Here is a 26,200-nt window from a genome sequence, read left to right on the forward strand (position 1 = left end):
CTCGATTGATCTCCTACGCCGTCCCGCCGATCGCCTCGATCACGATCCCGCCGAATCGGGCCTCGTCGGCGCGGCACCGCACGCCCCGGATGACGCATGCGTGGCTGTCCCGAGGCTCGCCGGTATCCGCGTAGCGCGCCTCGAAGCCGCCGCCGAATGACGTGTTGAAGAACTCGAGAGGCCGCCCGGCCTCGTCCGTGGCCTCATGCTTGCAAAGCCCGCACACAGCGCGCGGGTGGCGTGGCCACAGGTCCAAGGGATCGCCGCAGATCGGGCAGCGGTGCGTCCCGTCCGGCATCCCGCTCCCGTCGGCGGTCACGAGGCGCGCGCCGCGCTCGCCCGCGGCGGACCGGTACGGGCCGCTCAGCCCAGCGATGCTGGCGCGGTCCTCGCTCGCGACCGCGAACAGGCCGGCGCCGGCGAGGGTGAGCGCTTCGAGCGCCGCCACGAGGCCGGGCCGCTCGCCGATGTCCTCCCCGCGATCCTCGTGCCAGGCGGCGATCTCGACGCCTTCCCGGCTGGCCCAGGCCTCGATCGCCTGGCGCTGCTCTGGAGCCGAGGCGCACGCGGCGTCCGTGGAGATGCGGACGTAGGCCACGGCGCGCGCGGGACTGCCGCGCTTGAACCGGCACGCTGTCATCGGGGATGAGAGAATCCGAGGCGGCGCCGGTTGTCCAGCACTGTGGTCACGGGTGGCTCGTCAGCGCGCGGCGGAGATCGCCGGGCTACCGACAGCTCGGGGGCGGAGCGTTCGCGCTGCTCATCGTCGAGATCGACGCGGCGGCGGAGGCGGAGGACGACGATCTGCTACCGTCGTTCGGGCACAGCGAGGCCCGGACCGTCGAGGCCCGAAGGTGATTCTCGCAGCAGTCCGGGTAGCCTCCGACCAATGCTCCTCCCGCCGAGAACGACAGGCCTCGCCGCGCCCGCGGGCGTCCTGCGCCCGTGGCCCTCCGTGCTGGCGACGTGGGGCCCTGGAGAGCGGAGCACGCTGCACGCCCACCATTGCTGGCACCTCGTGCTGGCGCTCGACGGGGAACTCCAGATCCAGACGGCCGACAGGGGCGCGTTCCAGCGTGGAAGCGCCGTCCTCACGGCCCCGGACACCGCGCACGCGATCGACGCGTCGGGCGCCCGTGTGCTCATCGTGTTCATCGAGCCGGAGAGCGACGTCGGAGATGAACTCGCCCAGGCGCTCGGGGCGTCGCCCATCGAGGTCATGGGCAGCGAGAGGGCGGATCGGCTGCGGTCGCGCGTCGCCGAGCGTGGAGAGGCCGGGCTCTCGGTGGCGCTGCCCGGCGTGTTCGAGGCGCTGGGGATCGCGGTCCCGCCGTCCTCGCCGAGGCCGAGGCACCCCGGGGTCCAGCGGGTGCTGCGCCACCTGCGGGCGAGCGCCGCAGACGCGGACACGTCGCTCGAAGCGCTGGCCGGCATCGCGCGGCTCTCGCCGGGGCGGTTCATGCACGCCTTCACGGAGAGCGTCGGTGTGCCGCTGCGCCCGTACCTCCTGTGGCTCAAGCTGGAGCGCGCCGGGGCGGCGATCGCCGGCGGCGCGGCGCTCTCGGAGGCCGCCAGCGCGGCCGGCTTCGCGGACGCGGCGCACATGACCCGGACCTTCCGCCGGATGTTCGGGGTGAACCCCTCCGATCTGAGACGCCGTAGCCAGCTCGTTCAAGACGGGTGAGGGGCGGGTCGCCACCTTGAGGGCATGGCACCTCTCCTCGTCCTCTCGATCTCGTTCGCGCTGTTCGTTGTCCTCGGGCGCCTCGGCGTCAGGCACCTCGCGAGCTGGGTGACCTGCTTGCGGTACGCCCTCGCGGCGATGTTCCTGCTGACCGGATCGGCCCACTTCGGGAGCCGGCGCGCCGAGCTCGTGGCGATGGTGCCGCCGGCGCTGCCCTACCCGGAGCTCCTCGTGGCTGCGACGGGTGTCCTGGAGATCGCGGGCGCGGCGGCGCTCCTGGTTCCGCGGCTCGCGCCGTGGGCGGCCGCGGGGCTGACGGTGCTGCTCGTGGCGATGTTCCCTGCGAATGTGTATGCAGCGCGCGCGGGGCTCAGCCTGGGCGGTAGCCCGGTGACGCCGCTCGTGCCGCGGACGCTGATGCAGATCGTGTTCGTCGCCGCGGCGGTCGGCGCTCGTGGCGGGGAGCGGACGAAGCGTGAACGAGCGCGGGGTGCGCTGCGCGGCGCGCCAAGCGCTGCCGATCGATGCGACCGCGCCAGCCGGGTGACGGGTTAGCTCAGGTCGTTTCCCAGTCCTCCAGACGGAGCTTTGTGACCCGTGAAAACTCGGAGACATTGTGGGTGACCAACGTGAGATCGTTTGCGAGCGCGATCGCGGCGATGAGCAGGTCGTTGGCTCCGATGGCCTGTCTGCGTCCCTCGAGATCAGCTCGAATCACGGCGTACGTCTCTGCGGCTACGTCGTCGAACGACAGCGATTTGTAGCGAGCAAAGAAGGTCCGCTGAACGGCGAGGTTCCGTTCGCGTCGCGCGCTCCGCTCCGACCCGTAGAACATCTCCGCCTTGACGACGCTGCACACGCAGATGTCTTCATCGGGTGTCTCGGTCAGACGATCGATAAGCGCCTGTGACCGCTGGTTGAGGAACCGAATGCAGGTGTTGCTGTCGAGGAGTTACTTCATTCGATCGGCAGCCGGGTCTCGAGGAGCGGCTGTGCGGGACGCGCGATGGGATCATCCGACAAAGCGCCGGCCAACGCATCGAGCTCGGCCCGCTTCTTCTCCAGCGCCTCCGGCGGGGTTTGGGCGCCATCGATCTCCTGCCAGACGAGCACGACCTCGACTCGACGGTGAGGGACGCCGACCTCCAGGTCAACATGCACTGTGCCTTGCTCGTCGCTCTCGTACAGCTTGCGAACCGTGTTCATCCAGGGTGCGCCTCCGGAACGAGCGGATGGGGCGATCTTTCTAGCACGCCGACCCGAAGGTGACGCAGCAGGCTCCGCGCGACGGCTACCGTTGCTTCTTCGCGCGCTGGGTTTGCGGTTCGGGTAGGTTCGTCTGCCCGACCGCTCTCGGCAGCGGGATGGATCGACGCGACGCGGCATCGGTCGATCGAGGCGAAACCGGAGCCGGAGCAACCCCGCAGCGGGCCCGAGGTGGCGCGGAACGATCTACGGCGCACTCGGGCCAGCGCTGCACCGGATTGAGAGGGGTCGCGGCGGCGTTCTGCCGACTGGCGGCAGCGAGGAGGTCGTCTGTTAGACTGGCGCCGTGGTGAGAGAGCTCATCGACTTCGGCATCGAGCGCAGCCGCCACGAGCACTTCTTCGGTCGAGAGGACGTGCTCGCAGCCATCGATCGCCACCTCGACGGCGCGGGGACGTCAGGCCGCTGGGTGCTCGTTACCGGCGGGCCCGGCATGGGCAAGAGCGCGCTCCTCTCGCGGTGGCTCGACGTGGAAGAGCAGCGCGGTCGCAGGGCGCCGCACCACTTCCTCCGGCGCGACGTCATGGACTGGGATCGACCCGAGGCGGTCGCCCGCTCCCTCTCGGCGCAGATCGAGGCGCTCTACCCGGCGCAGAAGGACCCCGAGGCGCGGCCGGAGAGCCGGCTGATCGAGCTCCTGGCGAAGGTCTCCAAGCACGAGCTCGTCCCCCTTGGAGAGCGCCTGGTGCTCGTCGTGGACGGCCTCGACGAGGCGCGAAACGATGGCGTCGGGCAGAACCCGCTGCCGAGCTTCCTGCCATACGCGCTGCCGCCGCGTGTGCACGTACTCTGCGCGTCGCGCCCGCAGTACCCGCACCTCGGCTGGCTGGAGAGCCGCGGGAATGTGCGCCGCATCGACCTCGACGCACCCGCGTGGGCGGGCTCGAACGAACAGGCCTGCCGCGCGTTCTGGAGCGATCAGGCGCCGCGGTTCACGCCGCGGCTCGGCCCGAGGCTTCTCGAGGAGGCTGTGGTACGGGCCGAGGGGAACCTGCTCTATGCGGTGAAGCTGCGGGAATGGCTGGAGGAACAGCCGATCGAGCAGAGGCGCGTGGAGCGCCTGCCTCGCGGGCTGAGCGGTTTTCTGGAGCAGATATGGCAGCAGCTACGGAGCTTGCCGCGTGAGCAGTTCAGGCTGGTCGCGAACGGGCTTGGGCTGATCTGCGCGGCGCGCGAGGCGCTGCCGCTCGAGGAGATCGAGGTGGCGGGGGGGTGGAACGACGTGGGAGACGGCGAGGACTTCCTTCGCGCCGCGCGGGCGCTCCTCCTGGAGGAGCCGGAGGCGTGGCGCGGCGCGCAGGCGTACCGGCCTTACCACGAGGCGTTTCGCGCGTTCGTCACAGAGAAGCTCGGGCCGACGCGCATGGCCGAGTTGCACCGGCGGCTGCTGGACACGGCGGCCCGGTGGCCTGTGGCAGAGGGGGAGCGCGAATTCCGGAGCGGGTATGCGGCGCGGCACGCGATCGCGCATGCGCTCGCGGCGGGCGAGCGGGAGAAGGTGCGGCGGCTATGCCGGGATCTCGAGCTCCTCAAGGCACTGTACCGCGAGGATGGGCCTGCGGCGCTCGAGGATGCGCTGCGCATGGGCGCGCAGGAGCTTGGGGACGGTGAGATCGACCTGCTCTACCGGGCGGTGCGTGTCGAGTCGCACTGGCTCCGTGAGGCGCCGGAGGCGCTGCCGGCGCTGGTCTACAATCGGCTGCGGTCGGCCGGGTGGGAGGCGGAGCGAATCGCACGCACGCTGCGTTTTCCGCACGGCTTACCGAGGCTTCGGCTGCGGCATCCGGTACGGATGTGGACTGGAGAGGATCGCACGTTGGAGCGCCACTCCTCTGGGGTCAATGCTTGCGCGATCAGCCCCGATGGCCAGCGCATCGTCTCCGCCTCCAACGACAAGACGCTCAGGGTCTGGGACCTGGCGACCGGGCAGCTCCTCTCCACCCTGGAAGGCCACTCCGCTTCGGTACTTGCCTGCGCGATCAGCCCGGATGGCCAGTGCATCGTCTCCGCCTCCAGCGACGAGAAGCTCAAGATCTGGGACCTGGCGACCGGGCAGCTCCTCTCCACCCTGGAAGGCCACTCCGGTTGGGTCAAGGCCTGCGCGATCAGCCCGGATGGCCAGTGCATCGTCTCCGGCTCCTACGACAAGACGCTCAAGGTCTGGGACCTGGCGACCGGGCAGCTCCTCTCCACCCTCGAAGGTCACTCCGATGGGGTCATGGCCTTCGCAATCAGCCCGGATGGCCAGCGCATCGTCTCCGCCTCCAGCGACAAGACGCTCAAGATCTGGGACCTGGCGACCGGGCAGCTCCTCTCCACCCTCGAAGGCCACTCCTGGCACGTCACTGCCTGCGCGATCAGCCCGGATAGCCAGCGCATCGTCTCCGCCTCCTACGACAAGATGCTCAGGGTCTGGGACCTGGCGACCGGGCAGCTCCTCTCCACCCTCGAAGGCCACTCCGAAGAGGTCACTGCCTGCACAATCAGCCCGGATGGCCAGCGCATCGTCTCCGCCTCCGAGGACAGGACGCTCAAGGTATGGGACCTGGAGACCGGGCAGCTCCTATCCAACCTCGAAGGCCACTCCGCTTCGGTCGCTGCCTGCACAATCAGCCCGGATGGTCAGCGCATCGTCTCTGCCTCCGGCGACAGAACGATCAAGGTATGGGACCTGGAGACCGGGCAGCTCCTCTCCACCCTCGAAGGCCACTCCAGTTGGGTCAATGCCTGCACGATCAGCCCGGATGGCCAGCGAGTCGTCTCCGCCTCCGGCGACAGAACGCTCAAGGTATGGGATCTGGCGACCGGACAGCTCCCCTCCACCCTCGAAGGCCACTCCGCTTCGGTACTTGCCTGCGCGATCAGCCCGGATGGCCAGCGCATCGTCTCCGCCTCCGACGACAGGACGCTCAAGGTATGGGATCTGGCGACCGGGCAGCTCCTCTCCACCCTCGAAGGCCACTCCGAAGAGGTCACTGCCTGCGCGATCAGCCCGGATGGCCAGCGCATCGTCTCCGCCTCCAGCGACGAGACGCTCAGGGTCTGGGACCTGGCGACCGGGCAGCTCCTCTCCACCCTCGAAGGCCACTCCGCTTCGGTCACTGCCTGTGCGATCAGCCCGGATGGCCAGCGCATCGTCTCCGCCTCCTACGACGAGACGCTCAGGGTCTGGGACCTGGAGACCGGGCAGCTCCTCTCCACCCTCGAAGGCCACTCCGATTCGGTCTATGCCTGCACAATCAGCCCGGATGGCCAGCGCATCGTCTCCGCCTCCAGCGACGGGACGCCCCAGGTCTGGGACCTGGCGACCGGGCAGCTCCTCGCCACCATCGAAGGCCACTCCGATTCGGTCTATGCCTGCACAATCAGCCCGGATGGCCAGCGCATCGTCTCCGCCTCCAGCGACGGGACGCTCAAGGTCTGGAACCTGGCGACCGGGCAGCTCTTCTTCACCCTCGAAGGCCATTCCGAAGAGGTCACTGCCTGCGTGATCAGCCCGGATGGCCAGCGCATCGTCTCCGCCTCCAGCGACAAGACGCTCAAGGTCTGGGGCCTGGCGACCGGGCGGCTCCTCGCCACCCTCGAAGGCCACTCCGCTTCGGTCACGGCCTGCACGATCAGCCCGGATGGTCAGCGCATCGTCTCCGCCTCTAGAGACAAGACGCTCAGGGTCTGGGAGATGTCGACAGGGGAATGCCTGGACACAGTGTACGGAACCAGCTTGTTCGTCAGCATGGCTGTATCACAACAGTTTCTTTGCGCAGGCGACGCAAACGGCAACCTCTGGCATCTCTATTTCACGGCCCCGGCACCGCTTGCGAAAGTTTTCCCGCTGAAGAAAGCCATCCGCCTCTTCTTCAGCTACTCCCACAGGGACGAGGCTCTCCGCGACGAGCTGGAGACCCATCTCGCCCTTCTCAAACGCGAGGGCCTCCTCCAGAGCTGGCATGACCGACGCATCGGCGCCGGCGAGGAGTGGGCTGGCCAGATCGACAAGAACCTCAACGAGGCCGAGGTGATTCTCCTCCTCGTCAGCGCCGACTTCATAGCCTCGGATTACTGCTTCGACCATGAGATGACGCGCGCCCTGGAGCGCCACGACGCCGGCCAGGCCTGCGTCATCCCGGTCCTCCTCCGAAAGACCGACTGGCACAGCGCGCCGTTCGCCAAGCTCCAGGCGCTCCCGAAGGATACCAGGCCGGTCACCCTCTGGCAGGACCGCGATGAAGCGTGGCACGACGTGGCCCTCGGCATCCGGCGCGCAATCGAGGCGCTCCGAGGGCGCTCGGAGTGACTCCCCCGGCCAGGTCCCCGGCGGCACATCCCTGGCCATATCCTGACATGGTGAGCCGCCCGCCGACCGGTAATGCTCAACTTTGAGCCCGAGTGCTCAAATTAGCCTGATTCGCGTGGCGAACGTCGATCTCGGTCCATAGCGTTCGGCGCAAAGAAGTGCAGCCCGCGGGTGTTCCAGCACCCCGGGCTGTGTGGCCGAAGGCCTGCCAGGAACACAAGAAGGCAGGCTTCCAGATGACTCAAGAGGACGTCGACCGCATCGTTGCGGAGCACGGGTTCGAGCCCGTGAGGCTCCCCGAGCCCGAAAAGGGGCGATCGTTGTTCACGCTCCGCCAAGCGGGCGAAGCATGTTCAACGGCTCGGGCAGCTTCGGCATCTTCTAGTGCCGCCCCGCAGTTTTGACGATCCGTTTCGCCCGGCTCGTGCGTCTGGGCAGGCGTGAGCGAAGAACGAAAGCAGCCGCGGGCCCGGTTCAGGGGGCTCCAGCTCAGCCAGGAAGACCAGCGAGTACTGCGCCGACGCGAGCGGGAGGGCCCCCTGGGCATGCTCGTCGCGCGGCGGATTCAGGCCCTACGTTTGCTCGACAAGGGCTGGACGATCACGCAGGCGGCGGAGGCGACGGGAACCTACCGCCGCGAGGTGCGGCGTGTAGCCAACCGTTTTCTGGAGGGCGGCGTCGAGCATGCGCTGAGCGAGGAGCCCCGGCGGCGCCGCTCCAAGCTTCTCGACAGCGCGCAGACCGCCGCGCTCATCGCGATGGTGTGCGGTCCGCCACCCGAGGGGCGTGCGCGATGGACCATCGCCCTGATCGCCGATGAAGCCGCACGGCGAAAGGTCGTTCGCTCGGTCAGCCAGGAGACCATACGAAGAACCCTCGCCGACCAGGACATCAAGCCCTGGCGGGAAAAAAATGTGGTGCGTTCCGAAGATCGACACGCCGTTCGTCGAGCGGATGAAGGACGTGCTGGAGCTATACGCCCGGCCCCACGACCCGAGCGAACCGGTCGTAGCGCTCGATGAGCGCCCCGTCGTCCTGCACGACAGCGCAAGGCCCGACAGGCCGATGCGCCGAGGGAAGCCACGGCGCATCGACTACGAGTACGTCCGTCGGGGAACGGCCAACATCTTCTGCATCGTGGAGCCGAAGACCGGGCGCCATCTCACCCACGCGACCGAGGATCGGACGCGTCCTTCCTTCGCGCTCGCCGCCGAGCGCATCGCCCGCGCCTACCCGCGGGCGAGTCGGATTCACCTGGTGCTCGACAACCTCAATACTCACACCCCTGCATCGCTCATCAAGGCCTTCGGGGCCGAGCGGGGCCACGCGCTTGCCTCGCGTTTCGAGTTTCACCACACGCCGAAGCACGCGAGCTGGCTGAACGCCGCGGAGATCGAAGCCAGCCTCGTGTCCAGGGAGTGCCTCGGCCGTAACCGCATCCCGACGCTCAAGGAACTCCGGGCTCGCGTCCAGCAATGGAATGCAGCTGCGGACCGAGGCCGCCGCAGGATCAACTGGAAGTTCACCGTCCGCGACGCCGAGCGAATTTTCGGATCCGACTGGTTCAACAGAATCGTGTCAGAGCACTAGCCGGGCAAGTCGCTGCGCCAGCGGCGGGCACCCCGCCGCTGGCGCTTTCCCCGCCGCCATCCTCGGCCATCTGCGCCAGGATGGCGTCTTCGTTTCGTGTCTCGCCGGGCGCGCGCCCCCGGCGGATGGGTGGCAGAGCGTCAAGGCGGCGGGTCGTGGTGGCAGACGGGGCGTTAGGTGAGCTTCTCGGGGCCTTACGTCTTGTCGTCCCACCCGGTCACAACGCCGTTGTCGAGTGTGACCCTGAGCGCGTACCGGTTGATGCCCGTCTGGCCGTACTTGTAGACGTGCTTCGTTTTGGTCTTAAGGACCTTCTCGTCGATGTCCTCCGGCGACCCCTTCGAATGCGTCAGCATTTCCGCGGTCATGCCGACCCACAACTCGCCACGGTGGATGCGTGCAGCCAAGTCAGGGCCAAAGCGTCCACAGAGATGGTTCCACCGCTGCTGCTCCATCGCAGCTTTTTCCGCTGCGCGACGGGCCGCTTCGGCGATCGCAGCCTCTTGCTCTGCGCGGCGTGTAGCTTCCGCAGCACGCAGCGCGGCGCGTTGCTTCACCTTCCCAAGGATGAACCCGAAAGCTAAGAGGGCGACGACACCGAATATCCCGTACGGAAAGTCCATCGGCCCATGACGATATCGTCGGGCGTCCCGACGAGCAATCCGGAGCCTGTGCCATCTACGGGGCGCCGCATCGCTAGCCGAGGATGCAGCTCGCATCGCGCCGCCGATCGACCCGGCGGCGCACTTTGCGCACATCGACCGGCTAAAGCCGGACAGGTGGGATATAACAAACGAGCGGGCGCTTCGGCTGTGGCTCATGCACCGGATCGACCGTCAAGGCGACCCGGGGCTCATTGCTCAAAATTGAGCACTACCCGCCGACCAGCCGCCGCCCATATCGCGACATGCCCGCATGCCCCGCTGGCCAGCCCCCGGCGATGTCCCGACATTCTCGCCCGCCCTGCCGACCAGCCCTAGGCCATATCTCGTCCCCCGCCGCCCTCGCTCCCCCTCACCGGTACGGCCCGCCCCGCCCCTCCCCCCGCATCTGCCGCGCGAGCGCCAGCATGGGCCGCAGGACCTCCCGCGCCGCCGCCGGATCCGCGAGCGGCGCCCCGATCACCACCGCGATCGCGCCCGGCGCCACCGCGACCCCCTCCTCCGCCTCCGCAACGCCCCCGACGCGCGCCGCCTGCTCCAGGATCGCCGCTGCGATCGCCTGCTCCGCAGCGTTCCTCGGCCTGGCCGCGCCCTCGATCGGCGGATCCAGCCGCAACGAGACCCGTGTCCTCGCCGGAACGGCCCCCTTGAACAGCGTCTCCAGCTCGAAACGCGCCCCTTCGAGCGTCCCCGAGAGCCGCATCGAACCGACCCGGAGCGCCCCGTCGCTCTCCTCCGCGAAGCGGCGCCACGCGGGCAGCCACGCCGCCATCGCCGCCGGCGGCGGCAGCGCCGCGCCGGCCTCCGCGAGCGCCTGCGCGAGCGCGTTGACCTGCGCCAGGAACGCGTCGAGCGCCTGCTCGTCCGACGCCTCCGCGGCGCTCCACACCCACGCCTCCCTGTCGTCCACGTCGGCCCGATGGAAAACACGCAGCGCGCGCCGGAGCGCAGGCCCGAGCGCGGCCAGCACCTGCGCCTCCTCCCGTCCGACCAACCGGAAGCGCCGATCGAACCCCTCCTCCCCCGTCTCCAGCCCATCGAGCTCCAGCACGCGCCGCCACTGGACGTCGAGGCGCAACCCCCAGGGCTCCGCGAACCGCACCGTCGCGCCAAGGCCGGGCCTCAATCCCTTCACGGCAGAGGTCACCTCGACGGTGCAGCCCGCGCGCACGCCGCGGAGCCGCAGCCCCCGCTCCAGCGAGAGCCCCACCCGCTTCCCCGCGCGCGCCCAGACCGCGCGCCAGCGATCCGCGCCGACCCGGGGCCGCTTGCCATCGCGCCCGGTCCGCGGCTCGAACAAGCCGACGATCACCGGCACGCGGTGTCGCACCAGCTCCCCGCCCGCCAGGTGCTCGATCGTCACCTCCAGCGCGTACTCCAGGGCGACCTCGCGGAGGCTGAAGGACGGCGCGAGATCGCTCGGCAAGGAGATGCGGAAAGGCACCTCCGTTCCCTCGGCGATGCCTGTGACATCTTGAAAGAACACGTTCGGGCAGCTCTCGTACGAACCGCTGCGCGCGTTCACCTGCTCCACCCCGTTGCCGACCAGCGCGACGCGGAGCCCGAAGGGGTAGCGCCCCGGGAGACCACCGAAGGCGACGGCCCCGGTCAGGATCGCGCCCGGGGTGAGGGTCCGGCCCGGCAGCGACACCTCGACGAAGGCGCCGCGCCCGCGGTGGCTCGCGTCGATGAACGGCTCGTCTTCCGGCCGCTGCGCAGACCTGGGCCGGACGAGGACCTCCCGGCTCTCCCGGGCGTCGAGCCACCACGGAATGGAGACGTGCGCGCGGACCTCGCACCGGCACGCCTGGAAGGCGCCGGCGAACGTCGGCGGGAGATCACCAGGCAGCGCGAACGAGACCCTGTAGCGGTGAATCCCCTCGCCGAGCCACCCCTCCCCGGCCACCTCCTCGCTGAGGAGGAGCAGGTCGCGGACCTCGAAGGTCCCCTCGCCCGGAACCAGCTGCTCGTGCGTGTGCCGCAGGGCCACACGCACGAACTTGATGGGCGTCTCCGCAGCGCTTTCCAGCGAGAGCCCGACGTCGAACATCTCGCCCGGATGCACGACCCTGGGGAGGCGCAGCGTGATGAAAGGGCGGCTCCTCATCGCCGCCTCCCAGTGTAAACGACCTGGCCGACAGCCCTCCGGCGGGGCGTCGCACCGCCCGCTCGTTCGCTGTCGGGAGGTCGCGCCGCCCGCTCGCTAGCGGTAGGAAATGGCCAGCTCCTGCCTCGTGGACGGCAGCGGGTGAAACTCCGTCCGCGAGAACCCTGCGCGGCCGAACATCGCGCCGAGCTCCGCTTCCGTGTACGCGTCGCCTCGCGATGTCTGGACGAGCATCGTCATGGCGAACGACGCCGCGCCCGGGGGCGAGACGCGGTCCTCGTTCGGGACCATCTCCACCGTGATCGCCCGGCCGCCCTCGGACAGCGCGGCGCGCGCCTTGCGCAGGAGCGCTTCGCACGTCGGCACGTCGAAGTGGTGCAGGAAGTTCGTCAGCAGCACCATGTCGTACCCCTCGCCGAACGGCTCATCGAACGCGCTGCCGCGGAGCGGCCGCCACCGCTCGGCCACGCCGGCAGCCTCGGCGTTCTCCCGCGCCACCTCCAGCACAGCGGGCCAGTCGAGCGCCACGACCTCGACGCTCGGATGGCGCTGGGCCAGCGTGATCCCGAAGACGCCGTGGCCCGCCGCCACGTCGAGCACGCGCACCGGCCTGCCGCCCGGCACCTCGACGATGTTCGCCATGAGCTGCGCCGACAGCCTCATCAGCGGGGCCATGCCGCGCGCGAACCTCACCCACACCGGGTGCTCGGGCGCGATCGTCCCCTCGTCGGGCAGCACCGTCCCGCCCTTGCGCACGGCAGCGGCGATATCCCGGTGAGCCTCCATCACCATCGGCGAGAGGACGAACTCGGTGACCCCGCCCAGGTACAGGGGCGAGCGCCGGTCGAGGAACGCAGCCGAGTCGGCCGTCAGGCGGTAATGCCGCCGCTCGTCCTTGGTCAGGAACCCGAGGATGACCAGGTAATCGCAGAGAATGCGGATGCCGCGCTCGGAAGCACCGCAGGCGCCGGCCAGCTCCGCGACGGTCTCGTTGCCCGCTGCGATCGCGGTGAACAGGTCGAGCTCGATGGCCCCCTTCAGCGCCGCCGTACGCACGTGGGCGCCCAACGCATCCATCAACAGCGCGGGAGACGGCCCCGCATCCTGATGCGACATCATGACTTCCCCCTCTCGTTCGTGCCCGTCGGCTTGCTCGCCCGTCGCAGCGCACGCCCGCGATGACAGGCCTGTCGCCCCCCGGCGCAGGCGAGGAGGAAGCTACCGGATCCGATCTCGCGGTCGACCGGAATAACACCGGCGCGGACCACCCCGGCGGCGCAGCGGCGGGCGCGCCGCCTGCGCAGCGCGCCTCGTCACGAGCGATGAGCGACGAGCGCGCTCGGCTACTCCGCCGCCTCGCCCAGCCACGCCCGCGCGAGCTCGAGCGTGCGCGCGTTGTCCGCCGCCCGCTCCAGGAAGTGCGCCCGGAACGCGCGGTCGCTGATCTTCCCGGCGCGCGCGAGCAGGCGATCGCGCGCCTCGGCGATCGCGCGCGCGGCCTCGGCCCCACGCCCGCAGACCGACAGCGCCTCGGCATAGACCAGGCGCACCACCGACTCGCCCTCCTCCACGCCCACCTCGTCGAGCAGCGCGCGCGCGCGCTCGGCGGCGGCGAGCGCGTCGCCGGGGCTGCCGAGGTGGAGCAGCGCGCGCCCGAGCACCGCGACGGCGTAGGCGCGCATCGGCGGGGCCCGCTCGAGGATCGCGTCCGCGGCCCGCGCCTCGCGCGCCGCCGCCTCGGGATCGCCCGCGAGGAGCAGGATGCTCGCGAGGTAGACGCGCGCGCAGCCCTCCATGCGCACGTCGCCGTGGCGCTCCAGCATCGCGCACGCTGTCTCCTCGACCGACCTCGCCTCGTCGAGCCGGCCTCGGTAGGCGAGCACCAGGCCGAGGTTCTGGAGGACGTACGCCGTGGTGCCGCGCAGCTCCATCCGCTCCGACTCGGCGAGCGCCAGCCGCAGCGCCGCCTCGGCCTCCTCGAGCTGACCCACCTGGCCGTAGGAGTAGCCGAGGTTCATCCGTGCCATGCACGCCCGCCGCACGTCGCCGGCCTGCTCGAACGCGGCGAGCGCCGCCTCGATGCCCGCGAGGCTCGCGCCGGGGTCGCCGCCCGCGTGCGCGCGGATGGCGCGCGCCTCGTGGAGGTTCGCCACGGCCTCGAGATCCGGCGCCGGGGCGCCCTCGATCGCGCGCTCCGCGCCCCCGATCAGCGCGTCGGCCAGCGCATAGCGGCCGCCGAAGATCAGCATGAGCGCGGCGGAGCTCAGGCACACGCTCTTCGCGGAGCTCCCGTCCTCGAGGGGCGCGGGCGTCTCGCGCGCGACGGCGGCCCAGCGCTCGACGCGCTCGAGGCTGCCCGTGGCGCCCGCGGCGATGATGATCCGGGTCAGCGCGGCGAACCAGGCGGCGGAGCCCTCCGCGAGGTGCTCCGCAGAGACCGCGGCGCGCTCCTCGGCGAGCGCGAGATCGCCGCGCCAGAAGTGCGCCTGGCTCTCGAGCAGGCGGAGCTCGCCCACGGTGGCGGGCGCCGGATCACACGCGATGCCGCGCGCGGCGCGCGCCAGCACCGCGCCGAGGTCGTTGCCCCGGAGCGCCTGCCGCGCGGCCGCGAGGTACGCCGTGGCCGCGCGCGCGGGCTCGCCGCCGCGCTCGAAGTGCTCGGCGAGCGCCATGGGATCGGCCTCGCCGCGCTGCGCGAGGAAGCCGCCGGCGAGCGCGTGGCCGAGCCGCCGGTCGCCCTCGGTCAGCATGCTATAGGCGGCCTCGCGGATGAGCGCGTGGCGGAACCGGAGCGCGGCGTCGCCGGCCGCGCTCCGCGGCCCGATCCGCACGATCGCCTCGTGCCGCACGAGCTCGTCGAGCTCGCGCGCGACCTCCGCCCGGCCCACGAGCGCGGCGACCCCCGCCTCGGAGAACGCCTCGCCGAAGACGCTCGCGGCGCGCAGCACGCGGCGCGCCTCCGGGTCGAGCGCGTCGAGCCCGGCCTGCACCATCGCGAGCACCGTCTCCGGCGGCGCCGCGGTCCGGCCGCGGGCGGCGGCGCGGATCTGCTCCTCCAGGTAGAACACGTTGCCGTCGGCGCGCTCGACGAGCGTCCTCACGAGCTCCGCGCTCGCCCTGGCGCCGAGCGCCTCCCGCACGAGCCGCTCGCCGCCCGAGGGCGCGAGCGGCGAGAGGCGGACCTCCCGGGCGAGGTGAGGCCCCCAGAGCCCCGGGAAGAGCTCGTGCACGCCGGGCCGCGCCAGCGCGAGCACCGCGAACCGCCTGCCCTTGAGGTTGCGCAGCGCGGCCTCGACCAGCGTCACGGTCGGCAGATCGCCCCAGTGCAGGTCGTCGAGCACGAGGAGCACCGGCTGCGCGGCGCACTCGGCGTCGAGGAAATCCTCCCACGCGAGGCGCAGCTGGTCGCTCATCAGGAGCGGTCGCCGCCGCGCCGCCCTGAGCTGCACGTCGTCGTCGTCCGGGAACGGCGCGCCCGCGAGCTCACCGAGGAAGGGCGCGATGCGCGCGGCCGCCGCGGCGCCGCAGCGGCGCTCGACGCGCGCGCGGATCTTGCGCCGCTTCGACTCGATCGGCTCTCCGTCGCGCAGGCCGAGCCCGCGGCGGAGCGCGCGCTGGAGCAGGCCGAAGGCGGAGCCCGCGCTCATCGGGTCCGCCTGGCCGAGCCACACCGCGAGGGGCTCGGCGCGCGACCCGAGCGCGCGGACGAGCTCGTAACAAAGGCGCGATTTGCCCGACCCCACCGCGCCCGTCACCAGCACCGCGCCCGGCGCCGCCCCGCGGACGCAGGCGTCGATCTCGGCCTCGATCAGCCCGAGCTCGCGCTCGCGCCCGACGTAGGGCGCCGGTCGGCCGAGGAGCGAGGGCTGCGTCTCGGGCTCCTCGCGCGCGCCGTGGAGCCAGCACCCCGACGCGTCCCGGGTGGCGTCGAACCGCGCGCCGAGCAGGCCCGCCGTCGTGTCGTCGATGCGGATCGCCGCCGGATGGAGGGGCTCGCGGCTGCCCTGGACGAGCTGCACGAGGCGATCGATCACCGCGCCGACCGGCAGCCGCGCCGCGACCTCGGCGCGGCCGGTGACGAGCGAGAGGCGGGCGCCGCCGAGCAGCTCCCTGAGCGAGAGGGCGCAGCGGGCCGCCTGCGCCGCGAGGTCCGTGGGCGCGGCCGAGCCCGAGAGCGTCACGAGCAGCCACCGCGCCTCCAGGAGCTCGATCCGGCCGCGGTGGCGCTCGACGATCTCGCGGATCGCCCGCGCCCTCGCCTCGTCCTCGACGTCGGAGAGCGTCGCCGCCGCGTCGGCCTGGCCCTCCCGGGCGAGGAGGAGGCACATGACCTTCCGCTCGCTGGTCGTGATCTCGCGGCCGCGCTGCGCCGGCGGGTGGGACGACGGGGGCTGCAGCGACGGCGGGCCCGCGTCGAGGCGGGGATCCAGCGCCTCCGCGGCGAGCGCCGCCGCGACGACGCCCGCGTCGCGCGGCCGGGACTCCCGCGCCTTCGACAGCATCCGCGCGACGAGCCGGTCGAGCCAGGCCGGGACGTCGTCGCGGAGCTCCCTGAGCCGCGGCGGCTCCTCGAGGAGGACCTTCATGAGCACCGAGAGCGGGTCGCTGCCGTCGAACGCGGCGCGCCCGGTGACGCACTCGAAGAGCACGCTGCCGAGCGCGAACACGTCGGCGCGCGCGTCGATCTGCGGCTCGCCGCGGGCCTGCTCCGGGGCCATGTACTGGGGCGTGCCGCGGATGTCGCCGAGCGTCGGGAACTCCTCTTCATCCCCGGAGAAGCGCGAGACGCCGAAATCGATGAGGCGGACGCGCTGGAGGTCGCCGCCCTCGAGGATGAGGTTCTCCGGCTTCACGTCGCAGTGCACGAACCCCAGCTGGTGGACGGCGGCGAGCGTCTCGGCGATGCGCGCGGCGAGCGTGGAGGCCTCGGCGAGCGTGAGCGGGCCGCGATCGAGCCGCTCCGAGAGGGTCTCGCCGTCGAGCCACTCCATCGCGAGGTAGAGCCGGCCCCCGCCCGTCGCTCCGTGCGCGACGTAACGGGCGACGCCGGGGATCGCGAGCGTCGCGAGGGCGAGATGCTCGCGCGCGAGGGCGCTCAGCGACGCCGTGGCAGCTGTCTGGAGGAGCTTGAGCGCGACGAGCTCGCCAGACCGGAGGTCGCGCGCGCGGTACACGCGCGCCGTCGCGCCCGAGGCGGCGTGCTCCTCGATCTCGAACCGGTCGTCGACGACCTCTCCTGCCTGCATCGAGCTGACGCGCTCCTGGCGGGCGCTCTGCCGCTATTGCACAGCGTGCCAGCGGCGCGCGCCGTCCGTCCACTGTCACCTCGCTCGACGTCGCGCGGCGTGCGTGCCGGCTCACCGCGGCCGATCACCGCGCGGGGACGCATGTCGCGGCGCAGGCGCTCGCGTCGGCGCGGCGCACACGCTGGCGCACCGGCGCGCCTCGCCGCCTCACCTACCTGTCGCGCTGCGCGCCCGTGTCAGGGGGCGCTTCGCCTGCATCCGCGTCGCCTGCGCGCCGCCGCAGCACCACGTAGCGGAGGTGCGGGACGCCGCTCACCGCCACCGGAGCGAACGCGTCGCCAGCGCCGGGCAGGCGCGCGACGCGCTGCTCCACGCCGCGCGCGAACCGCGATGCGGTCCACGGCGACGCGGGCGCCTCGCCCTCGGCGAGCAGCAGCACCAGCGCGTCCACCCGGCGCGCGTCCAGCAGCGCCCCGGGGATCCGCTTCGTGGTGTGCCCGCCGGGCAGCGCCGCGATCGCCGGATCCGTGACCCCCGCGAGATCGACGAGGGTCGCGCCCGTCGCCGCCCCGAGCCAGCCGATGTCGAGGGCCGCGACGACCTCCGCCCCGGCGAGCGCGCCGCGGAGCTCCTCGACGACGCGCAGCCGGTCGCTGCCCACCCGCGCGGCGGTCGGCCCGACCCGGACCATCACGAAGAGCTCCCCCGCGAGCGCGAGCGCGAGCCGGAGCGCCGTGGCGCGCGCGTCGGCCACCGAGGCGACGTGGGCCGCCGCGAGCACCACGGCGGGCAGCGCCGGGACGACGAGCCGCGAGAGCGGCATCCAGTCGCCGCCCGCCGCCGCGACCGCGAGGAAGTGCACCGCGACCGCCGCGAGCAGCCCGCGCGGCCACGCGGGGAGCGCGCGCCACGCGGCCGGCGCGATCAGCGCCACCGGCCCGGTCAGGAGGAAGCACGCGAGCGCGTACCGGGCCCCGAGCGCCGCGTCCGGCGCCTTCGCCAGCGCAGAGAGCGGCGCGGCCCGCCCGAAGATGGAGAGGCGCGCCGCCGCCACGGCGACGAAAGGGAGGCCCGCGAGCGCGAGCGCGGCGAGCGCTCGGGCCCACGCGGGCCGCGGCGGCGCGTTCCCTGCGGCGTCGCGGCGCGGCGCCGCCTGGGCCGAGAGCGCGACGATGAGCGCGAACGGCAGGAGCTCCGGCCGGAGGGCCGCCGCGGCCCCGGCGCAGGCCGCGCCGGCGAGCGCGCCGCCGAGCGCTGGCAGCGCGACGGCGAGCGCCCCGAGCGCCGCGACGACGCCCGTCTCCATGCCGGCCACGCTCCAGGCGGCGAGCGGCGCCGACGCTGGCACGAGCGCAAGCGCCGCGAACCGCGCGGGCCGGGCGGACGCCCGATCGACCGCGAGCGCCAGGACGCCGGCGGCGAGCGTCCACGCGAGGGCGCCGAGCGCCTTCGCGGCCGCGAGCGCGGCGAGCGGCCCGCCGGCCGCGAACGGCGCCAGCACGAACGCCCACCCGAGCGGCGTCACGCCGTCGGTCACCGGCCCGGCCGCGTTGAAGCGGTAGCCCAGCCCCCGAGCGAGGTGGTGCGCATAACGCGCCGTGATCAGGGCATCGTCGACCGTGAACCCCGAGAGCGCGAGCGCCGGGAGCAGCGCCGAGAGCGCGCCGGCGAGCGCAATGAGCAGCGAACGCTCCCGCCGCGTCACGCCGCCTGTGCGTCCGCGCGGCACTCCGATGGACACGAGGCGGAGGCGCCCGCGCTGGACAGCAGCCCGCGCCGCTCCGCGCGATCTCCATCGAGGACGCACCGACAGCGGAGCAAGCGCTCAGGGTGGACGGCCATCAGCACGCAGCGATCCTGTGACAGGCGCACGAAGGACGCAATTGCGCTCGCCTGCTCGCAATCATGCGAGCAGGCGAGATGCGAGATGCGACCACGCGGACGCGCGGGCACGTGCGCGAACGTCGCGAACACCTGGGCTCGCCGCGGGGCGCACGCCTCGGACAGCGGCAGCGCCGCTGCGCCTGGTGGCAGCCATGCGCCCTCGTGGACGGTATAGTTCCCCGCATGGCACTTCCTGCCGCGCTCCTGGCCGCCGTCGAGCGGCATTCGTGTTTTACCGGCTGCTATCGCAGCGAATCGGAAGTCCAGGTCTGCATCGATCCGGCGCAGGCGCTCGCGCCGACGGTGCCTGTCTGTTGCAGCGATTGCCTGAACTTCCACCCGGCGGCGCTCGTGAGCCTCTTGCCCCTCGGCATGACGTCGTACGCGCTCGCGAACGCGCTGACGACACACGTGCGCTCGCTGCGGGGGTACAAGTGGGCGACCGGCGGCTATCACACCGCGGGCACCGGCTTCTGGCTCAACGCCGCCTACTACGGCAATGGCCTCTTCCTGGTCGACGCCGCGCGCAACCGCAACGCGAGGACGGACGTCGACATGCTGATCGAGGCCTTCCAGCACGGGATCGTGCAGCCAGAGGACCCGCGCATGCTCGATCCGGCGCTCTACACGATCGAGCTCGCCTACATCAACATGTCGCGGCCCATCCTGCCGGTCCGCAACAAGCAGGATCTCCTGGCGTCGCCGCAGCGCAGCGCCACGCCGAGGCAGGGGTTCTCGCGGGTGTCGATCGTGGAGTTCCAGCCGCTCGCCGTCGCGGGGACGTCCCCTTCCGCGCAGCCGGCGAAGCCGGCGCCGCAGCCCCGGGAGCTCAAGCTCGGCGAGACGTGCCCGACGTGCGGCGCCGCCGTGATGGAGCGACCGCTGTTCTCGGGCACGTTCGTGGGCTGCCTCTGCTGAGGGCGCGCCGCGGGCCACGTCGACGACCGGCTCGACGACCGGCTCGACGACCGGCTCGACGACCGGCTCACGGCGACGGCGGCGTGGTCGCGCGCCACGCGGTCTCGCCGGTCGCCGGGTCGATCGCGCGCAGCGCAGCGCCGCTCACCGCGGCGCCGCTGACGACGTAGACGTAGGGGCCCGACGCCTTCGCCGCCGTGAGCCGGTCGCCGAGGTAGGCTGCGGCGCGCTCGTACCGCACGGCCCCGGACACCGGATCGAGGGCGATGATCCGCGGCTCGGTGCCGTTCACCACGTCGACGCCGACGACGACGGCGGCGCCGCCGCTCGAGACGAGGAACAGGTCGGGCCGCCCGCCGGAGAGCGGCGCGCGGGCGGCGAGCTCCTTCTTCCAGAGCGACTCGCTGCCGCGCCGCCCCTCGGCCGTGAGCCGCGGCGGGCCCTCGGTCGGCACGGTGAGCACGACCTCCACGCCGCCGGCCTGGACCACCTGGGGGTTCTTCTTGCGCTCCCAGAACTGCCCCGTGATCGCCGACGGTTGCGGCGCCGTCGGGCAGTCGGCCGCCGCGCCCCCTTCGAGCTTGATCCCGGTGGCCGTGCCGTCCTTCATCACCACGGTCGCGCAGCCGTTGCCCCCTGCGATCTCGTCGGGGACCCCGGGGAGGTTCGCCACCCACCGCTCCTTGCCGGTGCGGGCGTCGAGCGCGCGCAGCGCGGCGTCGCCCCCGCCCGCGAGCACCATGTTCGGGTCCGGGCAGGCGAGCGCGTCCGGCTCCTCGATCTCCCGCGAGGCCCAGATCCCCTGCCCGCTGCGCCCGTCGATGGCCACCACGCGCCCGCGGGTCTTGCCGTCCTGCCACAGCACCGGGTCGGGCGCGTCGTCGCCGTTCGCGTCCACGAAGCAGAGGGCGTCGAGCTGCGTGGAGAGCGGGCGCGCGCGCGGCGCGGGCTCCTGCGGCGGCTCGACGCGCGCGAAGAACATCACCGCGAAGCCGATCCCGACCGCAGCCATCGCCACGGCGAGGAGCACCTTCGTCGCACGGGACGGCCCCGGCGCGGGCGCGCCCTGCGGTGCAGCCGCGCCTGCGACGCCGGGGGCATCAGCGCCGCAGCGCGGGCATGCGATCCCATCATGACTTGCCTCCAGCGAGGCACCACAGCTCCTGCAGGGCCGCATCCGGGCAGTCTATCGCCGCCGGGTGCCCGTGATCGAGAGCGACCGTGCGCGGCCCGCCGGACCGGGGACTTGCCTCTGCTACTTCGCCCAGAGCACCGAGAGATCGATCTCGAGGGCCTCGAAGGGCACGGCCCGGACCCGCGCCGCGTCTCGGTGGACGGGGCCGGGCTCCCAGCCCCGGCCCGCCGCGAGCGAAAAGACCTCGAGGGTGCGCCGGATTGGATCGACGAGCCACGCATGGAGCACGCCTTCGCGCGCATAGAGGGGCATCTTCTCCGTGCGATCGACGTCCTCGGTCGACGGGCTCAGGACCTCGCAGATCCAGTCGGGAGCGAGCGGGAAGAAGGCCGTCTCGGGCAGCTCGGGCATGCGCTCGATCCGCCAGCCGGCGAGGTCGGGCACGAGCGCGTCGAACTCACCAGCCGTGTGCGGGTCGGGGAAGTGCAGCTCAGGCTCGACCAGGATGGTCCAGCCGCCGGGCCCGCCTTCGCCCAGGTCGAAGGGGCCGGACAGCTTCCCCCCAAGCCTGGACGCGGCTCGCGCATGTCGCGGCGCCGGCCGGGGGAACACGTGCAGGGTGCCGCGGACGAGCTCCGCCACCTTGTTCGACGGGACGGCTTCGAGGTCGGCGTACGTGGCGCGGGGCTGTTTCTCCGCGGGCTGGCCCATGACCGGAGCCTGCCTGGGCGCCCAGGGAGAGGCAAGTCGTGTGGCGCCACAAACCCGAGCGAGGCCGGCGCGCGTCGGCGCGCGCCCGCCCCTCCCCGCTACGGCTTCGGTATCCTCAACGTGCCGCTGACCATGGCGCTGCCGCTCACGGCATAGACCAGGCTGAGCGGGTGGAACACCCAGGGGCCGATCGCGATGGACCCGAGCCAGAGCTGCTCGTGCACGCGCTCCTTGGCGAAGAGCACCCCGAAGAGCAGCACGATGAGCAAGCTCGTGGGGATCGGCGTCCCCTCGTAGTAACGCACCTTTCCCCGCTCGTCCGACAGCTCGGCGGCCGTCACGTTGTACCGCGCGAGGCGGCTGATCCCGCAGGCGACGAAGTACACGAGGGCGGCGGCGTCCCACAGCCCGCGCAGGCCGAGCGCGAAGCCGAGCACCGCCGGCGCGACGCCGAACGAGACCACGTCGGCGAGCGAGTCGAGATCGGCCCCGAGCGGCGAGTGCTTGCGACGCCAGCGCGCGATCGTGCCGTCGAGGACGTCGCACGCCAGCGCGAACGGCAGGAGCCCGAAGGCCACCCAGATGTAGATGCGCTCGCGCTCGGCCACGTAGTTCAGGCAAAGCAGGATGCTCAGCGTGCCGCTCGCCGCGTTCGCCAGCGTGACGAAGTCGGCGAGCACGAACGATCGGAGCATCGAGAAATGGGGCGGTTTATCGGGAGGCATGGCGCTCGGGGCGCGCAGTTTCGCACGTCCGGTTCGATTGCCAAACAACCTGCGCGGCGCGCGTCGCCGTCATCGGGCCGTCATCGACCCATCGCCCCATCCTCTCGTGGCAGGGCGCCTCGGGCCGCGGCGCGCCCGGCGCTGGCGCCGTCTAGCCAGGTGGCACGTGCTTGTCCACTCCGCGGCGATCCGCGCACAAAACTTAGGACCAGGCCGCGCGCTGCCTAGCATCCGTCGGCGGATGCCCGGACTGTCACTTGTCGCCGACAACACCCGATGCTCAGCGGAGCCCGAGCGCACGTCGCTGCACGATGTGCTCGACTTCGTCCTGGAGGGGGCGCGCAACGCGTCTCCTCCGCTCGATGGAGCGGCGCTGCCGCTACGCGCCGAGGCCGAGGCGCTGCCGCTGCTCTGCGAGCTCGCCGAGGCCGCGGGGGAGCTCGCCTCCGGACGCCGCGCGCGCGCGGTCGTGCGCCTGTGCCTCGAGCCCGACCCCTGGGAGCTCGGGCTGGAGCGCGTGGGCCGCGACCTCCTCGTCACCGTCTTCCAGGGCGGAGACGTGCCCGAGGTCGCCCTGCACGAGCGGCGCTTCGACGGCGAAGCGCTCTGCGCGCGCCTCCTCGCGACCATCGACCGGTTCGCCTCGCACAGGGGCCCCGGCGCGCGCCGCGACGCCGCCTTCGCCGACAACGACGCGGAACTCGGCGGGCTCGGCGGGCTCGGCGAGCAACGGCTCTCGGCCGCCCGGCGGTGCCTCGCCACCTCCCTGCCGTTCTCGCCCGACGAGGCGGGAGGAGAGCCGGCGATCGTGGGCGTCGAGCCGACCGGCGAGATCCCGATCGCCATCGCGGCCGAGGCGCTCCTGCGCACGTCGCAGGGCGCTGCGCTCACGCAGCCGGCCGTGCTCCGGGCCGACCTGTTCTCGCTCCTCTTTCGGGGCAAGATCCGCGTGCTCGTGGGCGAGGAGGCGCGGGAGCTGCCCGACGTCTTCGTCTTCCCGTTCGCCGAGCAGCTCGCGTCGCTGTCGCTCGAGTCGCTCGACGCGTGGGCGCGGCGCCAGCCTTACCACCGGCGGCTGACCGTCGGCGGCGCGATCCTCGGCGTCCGGCTGCACAGCGAGGGGGCGCTGTCGCTCACGCTCGGCGTGCCCCGCGTGGGCCGCGTCCCCTCCGCCGATCCCCGCGCGCCCGGCCCTGGCCGCGTACCCTCGTTCGCGGCCGCCGAGGAGCGGGCGCAGACCTGGACCTTCCCGGCCGTCGACGTGGCGGCGCTCGCCCAGGGCGTGGTCGCGTTCGGGCGGGCGCTCGCGCGCAGCCTGGTGCGCCGCGATCGCGGGCAGACGTCGAACCTGCGCCTGTTCGAGTTCCGGGCGCGCGTCCGCGAGCTCGCCGAGCGGCTCCGCGAGCTCACGCGCAACGACGCGAAGATCAACGTGGCCCCGGAGACGTACCGAGCCTTCGCGGCGGCGGCGCGCCCGCAGGCCGCGGCCGAGGACACGTTCGGGCGGACACGCCTGCGCTTCACGGCCCGGTGGATCGCGGCGATCCCGTCGCTCGACCTCCGCGCCACCTTCCTGTGCGGCGACGTGCTCGTGGTGGGCTCGACGCGCGAGCTGACGTGCATCGATCGGCGCACCGGCGAGTGCCTGTGGCGCAAGCCTGCGCCCCGCGCGGTCTCGGTGATGACGCCGGTCGGCCTCGGGAGGCTCCTGCCCGACGGCACGCTGCAGCTGCACGATCTGGCGAGCGGCGAGGTCGCCTGGTCGACGCGGCTCTCGCCGCGTGTCGGCGCGAACGCCTCGGGCGCGGTGGTGAGCGCCCCCGGGCTGCCGCGGATGCTCATCGTGAGCGAGGGGACGCGCCACCTCGCGGCCGTGGACCTCTACTCCGGCGAGGTGCGCTGGCGCTACGCCGCGCGGCGCGGCGAGAACTTCCGGCTCCGCCGCGCGGGCAAGCTCGTCCTCGTGGGCAGCGGCGAGCCGGCCCTCGCGGCGCTCGACGTGCTGAGCGGCGAGGTCGTGTGGCGCTTCTGCGACCGGCTTCCGTTCGCGTCGCCGGTGGCGGTCGATCACGACGCGCTCTTCGCCCTGGCCGGCGACGGCGCCTTCGTCGGCCGCGGCGGGGCGCGGCTGCACCACCTCGACCCGTGGTCCGGCGAGGCGCGGTGGACGGTCGATCTGCCGAAGCACGTGGCGCCGGTCGGCGCGCCGCTGCTCGGGCCCGAGACGGTGTGCGTGGTGACCCACGGGCGGCGCGGCACGGGTCTCGTGGGGATCGATCGCCGCACCGGGGCGACGCGCTTCGACCTGACCGCGTGCGCGGCGACAGCCTCGTGCCTCATGGTGGACGATGTGGTCGTCGTGAACAGCGAGGCAGGCGAGATCGTCGGGGTCGGCGCGCACGACGGCGCGGTCCGGTACCGGCACGTCATCGCGGGCGGCGTCGAGGGCGACAGGCCGCGGCGCCTCGAGCCGGTGCTCCGCTCGGGCGCGCTGTTCGTGCCGCAGAGCGAGGTGCACGTCGTCCGGCCGCGGGACGGCGCGCTGCTCGGCAAGGTGCCGACGGACCTCATCCCGGATCTCCTGCGGGTGGACGAGCGGTGCGACGTCTACGTGGCCGAGGAGAGCGGCCACCTCGCGGCCTTCGCCGCGGCCCCGCGGCTCAGCCTCGTCCAGTAGGCGCCGCGGCGCGCGCAGTAGGGGCCGCGGCGCGCGTCAGCGCGGCCCCCGGGCCGGCTTCCAGATGAGCTCGAGCGTCACCTGGGTGACGCCGTCCTCGATGAGCCCGATCCGCTCGGCGGCCTTGCGCGATAGGTCGATGATCCTGCCGCGCTTGAACGGGCCGCGGTCGTTGATCCGCACGCGCACGCGGCGGCCGTCCCGGCGGACCACGTCGACCACGGCGCCGAAGGGCAGCGTCCGGTGCGCGGCCGTGAGCGCGCGCGGGTTGTAGCGCTCGCCGCTCGCGGTGCGGCGGCCTTTGAACTTGTCGGCGTAGTAGGTGGCCCGCCCGCGCTGGATCGGCGTCCCTTTCGCCGCGCTCCGCGCGCTCGCGGGCGCGGTCGGCGTGGAGATGCCGTCGCCGTCGTCCGGCTCGTCGCCCTCGGCCTGGTGGCGCGGGCGCGCCGGCGGGGTGCTCGGCGCGACGCCGAGCGCCATCGGCGCGTCGGCTCCCGTGCGGGGCGCTGCCGGCTGGTGAGCGGAGCAGGCGGGGGTGAAAAAGAGGAAGAGGAAGGCGAGCGTCCTCGCCACGCCGCGGCGTCCACCGGGCGTCGTCACGTCGCCTCGGACGCGGCGCGCTCGGCCGACGAGGGGTCGAGGTCGGCCGCGGGCGAGGTCACCGCGGCGACAAGGGCCAGGGCCGAGGGCTCGCCGCTCCCTGCCCCGTCCGCGGACGGCGCCGCCTGGGCCCTGGCCTTGGCCCGCACGAACCCGGCCAGCTCGCGGAACGGCACGCCGGTCGGGCAGATCCTCTCCTTCTCGGCGAGCACCTCCTCCGGCACGTGCGCGAGCGCGAGCGCCGCGGCGTCGAAGTCCGGCATGCTCCGCGACGACGCGAGCACCACGGTCATGAGGCCGCGGTAGGCCCCCTTGGAGGCCGCGATGCGCTCGGCCTCCCCGAGATCGCAGCGCCCGCACGCGATGCAGCGGGAGAAGCGGGGCAGGGCCGCGCGCTCGGCGGGCGAGAGCGGCGGCAGGCCATCGGCGTCGTAGTTCTCGCGGAAGAGCGCAAGCCCGCTCGGACCGTCGTCGAAGAGACGGCGCACCGCGACCTTGAGGAGCGACCACGCGAGGACCGCGAGAGCCAGGGCACGACCGGAGAGCACGATCCGTCCATAACCCGAAACAGGCCCGCGCGCCGAGCCGATGCGCGCGGGGTCTCAAGAACCGCGCCGGGCACGTGAACCCGCGTTAACAGCGCCTCGGGCACACGCAGGTCCGCGACGACCCGCCGCCGCTGCGATGACGCCTGCGGCGCG

General features: G+C 72.7%; 20 protein-coding genes and 1 pseudogene. 8 read left to right on the forward strand and 13 right to left on the reverse strand.

Translation table 11 applies throughout. The features are described 5' to 3' along the window. Positions 1 to 13: 13 nt before the first annotated feature. Complete coding sequence (locus tag POL72_RS29255; protein ID WP_272099270.1) at positions 14 to 640, reverse strand: recombinase family protein; 627 nt, start codon at positions 638 to 640, stop codon at positions 14 to 16. Positions 641 to 645: 5 nt separating this feature from the next. Here POL72_RS29255 and POL72_RS29260 point away from each other — a divergent pair, with 5 nt between their 5' ends. Genes POL72_RS29260 through POL72_RS29270 form a run of 3 tightly spaced genes read left to right on the forward strand, consistent with a single transcriptional unit; the run spans position 646 to position 2,239 of the window. Then, entirely contained in the window at positions 646 to 858 is a 213-nt protein-coding gene (locus POL72_RS29260; RefSeq protein WP_272099272.1) for a hypothetical protein, read from the forward strand. Between the two features lie 31 nt (positions 859 to 889). Beyond that, positions 890 to 1,684 carry a helix-turn-helix domain-containing protein gene (locus tag POL72_RS29265; RefSeq protein ID WP_272099273.1) on the forward strand — a complete coding sequence of 265 codons (795 nt, stop codon included), beginning with the start codon at positions 890 to 892 and terminating at the stop codon, positions 1,682 to 1,684. A 24-nt stretch (positions 1,685 to 1,708) separates the two neighbouring features. Beyond that, positions 1,709 to 2,239, forward strand: coding sequence for a DoxX family protein (locus POL72_RS29270; RefSeq protein WP_272099275.1), 531 nt, complete (start codon positions 1,709 to 1,711; stop codon positions 2,237 to 2,239). 1 nt (position 2,240) lies between these two features. Here POL72_RS29270 and POL72_RS29275 read toward each other — a convergent pair. Together POL72_RS29275 and POL72_RS29280 are read right to left on the reverse strand one after the other, a co-directional pair. After that, a pseudogene (locus POL72_RS29275) lies at positions 2,241 to 2,624 on the reverse strand (type II toxin-antitoxin system VapC family toxin); the annotation flags it as partial. Between the two features lie 17 nt (positions 2,625 to 2,641). After that, positions 2,642 to 2,890 (reverse strand): hypothetical protein, encoded by a 249-nt coding sequence (locus POL72_RS29280; RefSeq protein WP_272099277.1) that lies wholly within the window; start codon positions 2,888 to 2,890, stop codon positions 2,642 to 2,644. Between the two features lie 349 nt (positions 2,891 to 3,239). On the opposite strand from POL72_RS29280, the gene POL72_RS29285 reads away from it, so the two are divergent. From POL72_RS29285 to POL72_RS29295, 3 genes are all read left to right on the forward strand, one after another. Further along, positions 3,240 to 7,244 (forward strand): TIR domain-containing protein, encoded by a 4,005-nt coding sequence (locus POL72_RS29285; RefSeq protein WP_272100032.1) that lies wholly within the window; start codon positions 3,240 to 3,242, stop codon positions 7,242 to 7,244. Positions 7,245 to 7,789: 545 nt separating this feature from the next. After that, complete coding sequence (locus POL72_RS29290) at positions 7,790 to 8,266, forward strand: helix-turn-helix domain-containing protein (RefSeq protein WP_272099279.1); 477 nt, start codon at positions 7,790 to 7,792, stop codon at positions 8,264 to 8,266. After that, the gene (locus tag POL72_RS29295; RefSeq protein WP_272099281.1) at positions 8,199 to 8,834 is read left to right on the forward strand and encodes an IS630 family transposase; all 636 of its coding nucleotides are present in this window, start codon (positions 8,199 to 8,201) and stop codon (positions 8,832 to 8,834) included. The genes POL72_RS29290 and POL72_RS29295 overlap by 68 nt, the downstream gene beginning before the upstream one ends. Positions 8,835 to 9,028: 194 nt before the next feature. On the opposite strand, the gene POL72_RS29300 is transcribed toward POL72_RS29295, so the two are convergent. The 5 genes from POL72_RS29300 to POL72_RS29320 form a co-directional block, all read right to left on the reverse strand. Beyond that, a complete protein-coding gene (locus tag POL72_RS29300) occupies positions 9,029 to 9,457 on the reverse strand; it encodes a hypothetical protein (RefSeq protein WP_272099283.1) in 429 nt (142 codons plus the stop codon). A gap of 391 nt (positions 9,458 to 9,848) precedes the next feature. Beyond that, the gene (locus POL72_RS29305) at positions 9,849 to 11,603 is read right to left on the reverse strand and encodes a vacuolar protein sorting-associated family 26 protein (protein WP_272099284.1); all 1,755 of its coding nucleotides are present in this window, start codon (positions 11,601 to 11,603) and stop codon (positions 9,849 to 9,851) included. Between the two features lie 96 nt (positions 11,604 to 11,699). Further along, positions 11,700 to 12,722 carry a methyltransferase gene (locus POL72_RS29310; RefSeq protein WP_272099286.1) on the reverse strand — a complete coding sequence of 341 codons (1,023 nt, stop codon included), beginning with the start codon at positions 12,720 to 12,722 and terminating at the stop codon, positions 11,700 to 11,702. 224 nt (positions 12,723 to 12,946) lie between these two features. Then, positions 12,947 to 16,849 (reverse strand): serine/threonine-protein kinase, encoded by a 3,903-nt coding sequence (locus tag POL72_RS29315; protein WP_272099288.1) that lies wholly within the window; start codon positions 16,847 to 16,849, stop codon positions 12,947 to 12,949. Between the two features lie 211 nt (positions 16,850 to 17,060). Beyond that, entirely contained in the window at positions 17,061 to 18,554 is a 1,494-nt protein-coding gene (locus POL72_RS29320; RefSeq protein ID WP_272099290.1) for a DUF8728 domain-containing protein, read from the reverse strand. 362 nt (positions 18,555 to 18,916) lie between these two features. Here POL72_RS29320 and POL72_RS29325 point away from each other — a divergent pair, with 362 nt between their 5' ends. Beyond that, positions 18,917 to 19,651, forward strand: coding sequence for a hypothetical protein (locus tag POL72_RS29325; RefSeq protein ID WP_272099292.1), 735 nt, complete (start codon positions 18,917 to 18,919; stop codon positions 19,649 to 19,651). A 67-nt stretch (positions 19,652 to 19,718) separates the two neighbouring features. Here the strand turns inward: POL72_RS29325 and POL72_RS29330 are convergent, their stop codons facing one another. The 3 genes from POL72_RS29330 to POL72_RS29340 form a co-directional block, all read right to left on the reverse strand. Next, positions 19,719 to 20,663, reverse strand: a complete 945-nt coding sequence (locus tag POL72_RS29330; protein WP_272100033.1) for an outer membrane protein assembly factor BamB family protein — start codon at positions 20,661 to 20,663, stop codon at positions 19,719 to 19,721. A gap of 243 nt (positions 20,664 to 20,906) precedes the next feature. Continuing rightward, entirely contained in the window at positions 20,907 to 21,497 is a 591-nt protein-coding gene (locus tag POL72_RS29335) for a Uma2 family endonuclease (RefSeq protein WP_272099294.1), read from the reverse strand. Between the two features lie 98 nt (positions 21,498 to 21,595). Then, the gene (locus POL72_RS29340) at positions 21,596 to 22,192 is read right to left on the reverse strand and encodes a CDP-alcohol phosphatidyltransferase family protein (RefSeq protein ID WP_276597258.1); all 597 of its coding nucleotides are present in this window, start codon (positions 22,190 to 22,192) and stop codon (positions 21,596 to 21,598) included. A gap of 271 nt (positions 22,193 to 22,463) precedes the next feature. On the opposite strand from POL72_RS29340, the gene POL72_RS29345 reads away from it, so the two are divergent. Beyond that, positions 22,464 to 24,899: a PQQ-binding-like beta-propeller repeat protein gene (locus tag POL72_RS29345; protein ID WP_272099298.1), complete on the forward strand. Its 2,436-nt coding sequence runs from the start codon at positions 22,464 to 22,466 to the stop codon at positions 24,897 to 24,899. Positions 24,900 to 24,935: 36 nt separating this feature from the next. On the opposite strand, the gene POL72_RS52325 is transcribed toward POL72_RS29345, so the two are convergent. Both POL72_RS52325 and POL72_RS29355 read right to left on the reverse strand, forming a co-directional pair. Beyond that, the gene (locus POL72_RS52325; RefSeq protein WP_272099300.1) at positions 24,936 to 25,499 is read right to left on the reverse strand and encodes a septal ring lytic transglycosylase RlpA family protein; all 564 of its coding nucleotides are present in this window, start codon (positions 25,497 to 25,499) and stop codon (positions 24,936 to 24,938) included. Then, positions 25,496 to 26,047: a hypothetical protein gene (locus POL72_RS29355; protein WP_272099301.1), complete on the reverse strand. Its 552-nt coding sequence runs from the start codon at positions 26,045 to 26,047 to the stop codon at positions 25,496 to 25,498. The genes POL72_RS52325 and POL72_RS29355 overlap by 4 nt, the downstream gene beginning before the upstream one ends. Between the last annotated feature and the right edge of the window lie 153 nt (positions 26,048 to 26,200).

Origin of the sequence: Sorangium aterium (assembly GCF_028368935.1) — a bacterium.
GTDB lineage: Bacteria > Myxococcota_A > Polyangia > Polyangiales > Polyangiaceae > Sorangium > Sorangium atrum.